Genomic DNA, 7,428 nt, shown 5'->3' with positions numbered 1-7,428 from the left:
GCACGGCGACACCGCCTCCCGGCTCGGCGGCGACGAGTTCGCGGCCCTCATCGTCGGGGACGGCACCCGCGACCGCACCGCCCGCGAAGGGCACATCCTGGAGCTCGCCGACCGCCTCAGGGTGACGCTGTCGCAGCCGTACCTCATCGACGGCAACGAAGCCCGTGTCGCCGCCTCCATCGGTGTGGCCTTCGCCGAACCGGGCCTGGGAGCGGGGGAGTTGCTGCGCAACGCCGACCTCGCCATGTACCGGGCCAAGGCGGCGGGCAAGGGCCGGGTCGAGCTGTACAAGCCGCAGATGCAGCAGGACGTCGTCCACAGGGCGGAGCTGGCCACCCGGCTCAGGTCCGCGCTGCACGACGGCGAGTTCACCCTGCTGCACCAGCCGGTGGTCCGCCTGGAGGACGGCCGGATCACCTCGGTCGCCGCCCAGGCGCGCTGGCGCTCCTCCCAGGGGGTGCTGTTCACGCCCGCGGAGTTCCTGCGGGTGGCCGAGGACAGCGACAGGACCGCCGAGCTGGGTCGCTGGACGCTGGAGAAGGCGGTCGAGCAGGCCGCCGAGCGCGCCGCGACGGGACTGGCCGTGCCCGTGGTGGTCCGGATGGGCGCCCGCCGCCTGGTGGACCGTTCGCTGCCGCCCGGCTCCGTGGAGACCCTGCTGACCCGGCACGGGCTGCCGTCCGGGGCCCTGATGATCGAGCTGTCCGACACGGACCCGCGAGCGCCGCTGGACGAGCTGGAGCGGCGCCTGGCCGCCCTCCGGCGGCTCGGCGTGCGGATCGCGCTGGACGGCTTCGGCAGCGGCCACGGGGCCGTCACGGCCCTCAGAAGGCTCCCCGTCGACGTGCTCAGGCTCGACCGCGGCCTGGTCGAGGGCATCGCCGAGTCCGCCCGGCTGCACAAGATCACGAGTGGGCTGCTGCGCATCGCCGCCGATCTCGGGCTGCAGTCGGTGGCCGACGGCGTGGATCTGCCCGAGCAGGTCGCGGCTCTCCGTGCGATGGGCTGCACGCACGGGCAGGGCATGGCGTTCTCGGGGCCGCTGGACGAGTACCGGCTGCGCCGGGCGCTCACCCGCGGCCGCTGTCCGGTGCCGCACGGTCCGGCCGAACCGGCGTTCGCCGGGGGAGGCGCGGGAGTGTGCGCCGGCGGGGTGCCGGCCGTTCTCGGCGGCACGGCCGTCCTGGGATCGCACAACGCGACCACCCTGGGACCACATCATGAGACGCGTGTCCCACCCACTTGACATCGGGTGCGTGCCGGAGGGAGGGTCAGTTCCATGCGCACCCGAATTCTCGTACTTGGACAGCGCGTCGGCTGAGCTGGGATCCACCGGACGACGATCCGGAACACCCAGCGACCCTCACCGGCGCGCTCCCCTCGCTTGCCTTGTGGCACGAGGGGTTTTTTGTTGCACGAGCACCGATCGTGCAGCGCCACAACTCTCTCAAACCTCGCAAAAACCCTCAGCATCGAGAAGAGAATGCCGATGACCGAGCAGGCCACCGGGGCCCCTCACCCGCATCCGCGGCCCCGATCCGGAGGACACCAGTCCGCGCCCGAGCACGTCACGGGTGCGCAGTCCCTCATCCGCTCTCTCGAGGAGGTCGGCGCCGACACCGTATTCGGCATTCCCGGCGGTGCGATCCTTCCCGCCTACGACCCGCTGATGGACTCCGGCCGGGTGCGCCACGTCCTGGTCCGGCACGAGCAGGGAGCCGGCCACGCGGCCACCGGCTACGCGCAGGCCACCGGCAAGGTCGGCGTCTGCATGGCCACCTCCGGCCCCGGCGCCACCAACCTGGTCACCCCGATCGCCGACGCCCACATGGACTCCGTCCCGCTGGTCGCGATCACCGGCCAGGTCGCGTCCTCGTCGATCGGTACGGACGCCTTCCAGGAGGCGGACATCGTCGGCATCACCATGCCGGTCACCAAGCACAACTTCCTGGTCACCAAGGCCGAGGACATCCCCCGGGTGATCGCGCAGGCGTTCCACATCGCCTCCACCGGCCGCCCCGGCCCGGTCCTCGTCGACATCGCCAAGGACGCCCTCCAGGCGAAGACCACCTTCTCCTGGCCCCCGGCCATGGACCTGCCCGGCTACCGGCCCGTCACCAAGCCGCACGCCAAGCAGATCCGCGAGGCGGCCAGGCTCATCACCTCCGCGAGGCGGCCCGTGCTCTACGTCGGAGGCGGCGTCGTCAAGGCCGGCGCCACCGCCGAGCTGAAGGTCCTCGCGGAACTCACCGGAGCGCCCGTCACCACCACCCTGATGGCGCTCGGCGCATTCCCCGACAGCCACCCGCTGCACGTGGGAATGCCGGGCATGCACGGTGCGGTCACCGCCGTCACCGCGCTGCAGAAGGCCGACCTGATCGTCGCCCTCGGCGCCCGCTTCGACGACCGCGTCACCGGCAAGCTGGACAGCTTCGCCCCGTACGCCAAGATCGTCCACGCCGACATCGACCCGGCCGAGATCGGCAAGAACCGCGCCGCCGACGTGCCGATCGTCGGCGACGCCCGCGAGGTCATCGCCGACCTGGTCCAGGCCGTGCAGAGGGAGCACGCCGAGGGCCACCGGGGCGACTGCACCGCCTGGTGGAACGACCTCAACCGCTGGCGCGAGACCTACCCGCTCGGCTACGACCAGCCCGAGGACGGCTCGCTGTCCCCGCAGCAGGTCATCGAGCGCATCGGACAGCTCGCCCCCGAGGGCACGATCTTCGCCGCCGGCGTCGGCCAGCACCAGATGTGGGCCGCGCACTTCATCCAGTACGACAAGCCCGCCACCTGGCTGAACTCCGGCGGCGCCGGAACCATGGGCTACGCCGTCCCGGCCGCCATGGGCGCCAAGGCCGGACAGCCCGGCAGGACCGTCTGGGCGATCGACGGCGACGGCTGCTTCCAGATGACGAACCAGGAGCTCACCACCTGCGCCCTGAACAACATCCCGATCAAGGTCGCCATCATCAACAACGGCGCCCTCGGGATGGTCCGCCAGTGGCAGACCCTGTTCTACAACCAGCGGTACTCCAACACGGTGCTGCACTCCGGCCCGGACGACGTCAACCCCCAGGCGAGGGGCACCCGCGTCCCGGACTTCGTGAAGCTGTCGGAGGCCATGGGCTGCTACGCCATCCGCTGCGAGTCCCCCGACGACCTCGACAAGGTCATCGCGGAGGCCAACGCCGTCAACGACCGCCCGGTCGTCGTCGACTTCATCGTCCACGAGGACGCGATGGTGTGGCCGATGGTGGCCGCCGGCACCTCCAACGACGAGATCATGGCCGCCCGGGACGTCCGCCCCGACTTCGGCGACAACGAAGAAGACGACTGACAGAGAGCTGAGTGAGAACCATGTCCAAGCACACCCTCTCGGTCCTCGTCGAGAACACTCCCGGCATCCTCGCGAGGATCGCCGCGCTGTTCTCCCGCCGCGGCTTCAACATCGACTCCCTCGCGGTCGGCGTCACCGAGCACCCCGACATCTCCCGCATCACCATCGTGGTCAGCGTCGAGGACTTCCCGCTGGAGCAGGTGACCAAGCAGCTCAACAAGCTCGTCAACGTACTCAAGATCGTCGAGCTGGAGCCCTCGCAGGCCGTGCAGCGCGAACTCGTCCTGGTGAAGGTGCGCGCCGACAACGAGACGCGCTCCCAGGTCGTCGAGATCGTCCAGCTGTTCCGCGCCAAGACCGTCGACGTCTCCCCGGAGGCCGTCACGGTCGAGGCCACCGGCTCCAGCGACAAGCTGTCGGCCATGCTCAAGATGCTGGAGCCGTTCGGCATCAAGGAACTGGTCCAGTCCGGCACGATCGCGATCGGACGCGGTGCCCGTTCGATCACCGACCGGTCGCTGCGCGCCCTGGACCGTTCGGCATAACCCGGTGTGCGGGCGGCCGGGTGACACCGGCCGCCCGGATACCGAGACTCCGAGACCTCCCCTCCCCCCACCGTCATACGGTGGGACGCACAACCCGCACACAAGGAGAGAACCCAAAGTGGCCGAGCTGTTCTACGACGCTGACGCCGACCTGTCCATCATCCAGGGCCGCAAGGTCGCGGTCATCGGCTACGGCAGCCAGGGCCACGCCCACGCCCTGTCGCTGCGCGACTCCGGTGTCGACGTGCGGGTCGGTCTGCACGAGGGCTCCACGTCCAAGGCCAAGGCCGAGGAGCAGGGCCTGCGCGTGGTCACCCCGGCCGAGGCCGCCGCCGAGGCCGACGTCATCATGATCCTGGTGCCGGACCCGATCCAGGCCCAGGTCTACGAGGAGTCCATCGCCCCGAACCTGAAGGACGGCGACGCGCTGTTCTTCGGCCACGGCTTCAACATCCGCTTCGGCTTCATCAAGCCCCCGGCCGGCGTGGACGTCTGCATGGTCGCCCCGAAGGGCCCGGGCCACCTGGTGCGCCGCCAGTACGAGGAGGGCCGCGGCGTCCCCTGCATCGTGGCCGTCGAGCAGGACGCCTCCGGCAACGCCTTCGCGCTGGCCCTGTCGTACGCCAAGGGCATCGGCGGCACCCGGGCCGGCGTCATCAAGACCACCTTCACCGAGGAGACCGAGACCGACCTGTTCGGTGAGCAGGCCGTCCTGTGCGGTGGCACCGCGGCGCTGGTGAAGGCCGGCTTCGAGACCCTGGTCGAGGCGGGCTACCAGCCGGAGATCGCCTACTTCGAGTGCCTGCACGAGCTGAAGCTGATCGTCGACCTCATGTACGAGGGCGGCCTGGAGAAGATGCGCTGGTCGATCTCCGAGACCGCCGAGTGGGGCGACTACGTCACCGGCCCGCGCATCATCACCGACGCCACCAAGGCCGAGATGAAGAAGGTCCTCGCCGAGATCCAGGACGGCTCCTTCGCCCGCACCTGGATGGACGAGTACCACGGCGGTCTGAAGAAGTACAACGAGTACAAGAAGCAGGACTCCGAGCACCTGCTGGAGACCACCGGCAAGGAGCTGCGCAAGCTCATGAGCTGGGTGAACGAGGAGGCGTAAGTCCCCGCGGGGCCGGAGCGGCAGTGCTCCGGCCCCTTTGCGCCGAACCCGGAGTAACGTCGGAGTTCCCGGTGGATCCACGGCGTTGTCCACCTTGTCCAGCCACGGACGGGTGATCCTTCCGCAGCGGCGTCATACGGCGCGTGCGACGCCACTACACTGCTGGACAACAACGCGTCAGGCCCACAGCGTCGTGCGTCTTCCACGCGGCCAAGCGACACCGAGGAAGTCACGGACACGTCCCCGGCGCCGCTCTCTCCTCCGCCCGCGGCCGTCGGGACGGCCGTCCGCATGCTTTGGACTTGTGAGGACTCACGTGAGCTCGAAACCCGTCGTACTCATCGCCGAAGAGCTGTCGCCCGCCACCGTCGACGCGCTCGGCCCGGACTTCGAGATCCGGCACTGCAACGGCGCGGACCGGGCCGAACTGCTGCCCGCCATCGCCGACGTGGACGCGATCCTGATCCGCTCGGCCACCAAGGTCGACGCCGAGGCCATCGCCGCCGCGAACAAGCTCAAGGTCGTCGCCCGCGCCGGCGTCGGCCTGGACAACGTCGACGTCTCCGCCGCCACCAAGGCCGGCGTGATGGTCGTCAACGCCCCGACCTCCAACATCGTGACCGCCGCCGAGCTGGCCTGCGGCCTGATCGTCGCCACCGCCCGCAACATCCCGCAGGCCAACGCCGCGCTGAAGAACGGCGAGTGGAAGCGCAGCAAGTACACCGGTGTCGAGCTCGCCGAGAAGACCCTCGGTGTCGTCGGCCTCGGCCGCATCGGCGCCCTGGTCGCCCAGCGCATGTCCGCCTTCGGCATGAAGATCGTCGCCTACGACCCCTACGTGCAGCCCGCGCGGGCCGCGCAGATGGGCGTCAAGATGCTGACCCTGGACGAGCTGCTCGAGGTCTCCGACTTCCTCACCGTCCACCTGCCCAAGACCTCCGAGACGATCGGCCTGATCGGCGAGGAGGCGCTGCGCAGGGTCAAGCCCGGCGTGCGCGTCATCAACGCCGCGCGCGGCGGCATCGTCGACGAGGAGGCGCTGTACTCGGCGCTCAAGGAGGGCCGCGTCGCGGGCGCCGGCCTGGACGTGTACGCCAAGGAGCCGTGCACGGACTCCCCGCTGTTCGAGTTCGACCAGGTCGTCTGCACCCCGCACCTCGGCGCGTCGACGGACGAGGCCCAGGAGAAGGCCGGTATCGCGGTCGCCAGGTCGGTGCGCCTCGCCCTCGCCGGTGAGCTGGTCCCGGACGCGGTGAACGTCCAGGGCGGTGTCATCGCCCAGGACGTCAAGCCGGGCCTGCCGCTCGCCGAGAAGCTCGGCCGCATCTTCACCGCGCTCGCGGGCGAGGTCGCCGTCCGCCTCGACGTCGAGGTCTACGGCGAGATCACCCAGCACGACGTGAAGGTGCTCGAACTCTCCGCGCTCAAGGGAGTCTTCGAGGACGTCGTCGACGAGACGGTGTCCTACGTCAACGCGCCGCTGTTCGCCCAGGAGCGCGGCGTGGAGGTGCGTCTGACCACCAGCTCGGAGTCGGCCGACCACCGCAACGTCGTCACCGTGCGCGGCACGCTCGCCGACGGCGAGGAGGTGTCCGTCTCCGGCACGCTGGCCGGGCCGAAGCACCTGCAGAAGATCGTCGCGGTCGGGGACTACGACGTCGACCTCGCGCTCGCCGACCACATGGTCGTCCTGCGCTACGAGGACCGTCCCGGCGTCGTCGGCACGGTCGGCCGGATCATCGGCGAGGCCGGCATCAACATCGCCGGCATGCAGGTCGCGCGCGCGACGGCGGGCGGCGAGGCGCTGGCGGTGCTGACGGTCGACGACACGGTGCCCTCCGGGGTGCTCGCGGAGGTCGCGGAAGAGATCGGGGCGACGTCCGCCCGCTCGGTGAACCTGGTCTGAGAGTGCCGTTCGTTCCCAGGCGACCGTCGGTCGAGGTCGCCTTCCCCGGGGGCGCTGCCCCGGACCCCCGTCCGCCCTGAGCGGACTCGTCCTCGAACGCCGGACGGGCTGGCAGGTCAGCCCGTCCGGCGTTTTTCCGTGCTGCGGGTGGCTCTCGGGCCCCGACGCGGACCCGTCGCAGCGTGGCCGCCGCCCCGGCCGCCGCGAGGAGCAGGACCGCCGTCCCCGTGACCGACGCCGACCAGCTCACCGAGGGCCCGCGCCGGGTGATCGCGGGAGCCGCGCGGGACTCCTGGAGCGCTACTGGAGCCGCGCCGCCTTCAGCGCCATGTGCAGCAGCAGGCGGTCCTCGCCGTCGTCCAGGTCGAGGCCGGTCAGCTGCTCCACCCGGGACAGGCGGTAATAGAGGGTCTGGCGATGGATGCCCAGCTCGGCGGCGGTACGGCCGGCCTGGCCCGCACAGTCGAGGTAGACCTCGGCGGTGCGGGCCAGCTCCCGGTGGGCGGGGGAGAGGAGATCG

General features: G+C 70.6%; 6 protein-coding genes. 5 read left to right on the top strand and 1 reads right to left on the bottom strand.

Annotation, left to right across the window (positions count from 1 at the left end; genetic code table 11):
* The 5 genes from C1I97_RS26775 to serA all read left to right on the top strand — a co-directional run.
* On the top strand, positions 1-1,246 hold a 1,246-nt coding region (locus tag C1I97_RS26775; RefSeq protein ID WP_146608303.1), incomplete at its 5' end, for a putative bifunctional diguanylate cyclase/phosphodiesterase.
* Positions 1,247-1,489: 243 nt separating this feature from the next.
* On the top strand, positions 1,490-3,340 hold the full coding sequence (locus C1I97_RS26770; RefSeq protein ID WP_181446928.1) for an acetolactate synthase large subunit: 1,851 nt from the start codon (positions 1,490-1,492) through the stop codon (positions 3,338-3,340).
* A gap of 20 nt (positions 3,341-3,360) precedes the next feature.
* Positions 3,361-3,885, top strand: coding sequence for an acetolactate synthase small subunit (gene ilvN, locus C1I97_RS26765; RefSeq protein ID WP_111005721.1), 525 nt, complete (start codon positions 3,361-3,363; stop codon positions 3,883-3,885).
* 118 nt (positions 3,886-4,003) lie between these two features.
* Positions 4,004-5,002, top strand: a complete 999-nt coding sequence (gene ilvC, locus C1I97_RS26760; protein ID WP_111005720.1) for a ketol-acid reductoisomerase — start codon at positions 4,004-4,006, stop codon at positions 5,000-5,002.
* A gap of 316 nt (positions 5,003-5,318) precedes the next feature.
* Positions 5,319-6,908 (top strand): phosphoglycerate dehydrogenase, encoded by a 1,590-nt coding sequence (gene serA / locus C1I97_RS26755; protein ID WP_111005719.1) that lies wholly within the window; start codon positions 5,319-5,321, stop codon positions 6,906-6,908.
* A 300-nt stretch (positions 6,909-7,208) separates the two neighbouring features.
* Here the strand turns inward: serA and C1I97_RS26750 are convergent.
* The coding region (locus C1I97_RS26750) for a PucR family transcriptional regulator (RefSeq protein ID WP_146608301.1) at positions 7,209-7,428 on the bottom strand (220 nt) is incomplete at its 5' end.

The sequence above is a fragment of the Streptomyces sp. NTH33 genome (genome assembly GCF_003236365.1).
Lineage (GTDB): Bacteria > Actinomycetota > Actinomycetes > Streptomycetales > Streptomycetaceae > Streptomyces.
Note: the sequence above shows the minus strand (reverse complement) of the source record. Positions and strands in the feature narration are given on the sequence as shown.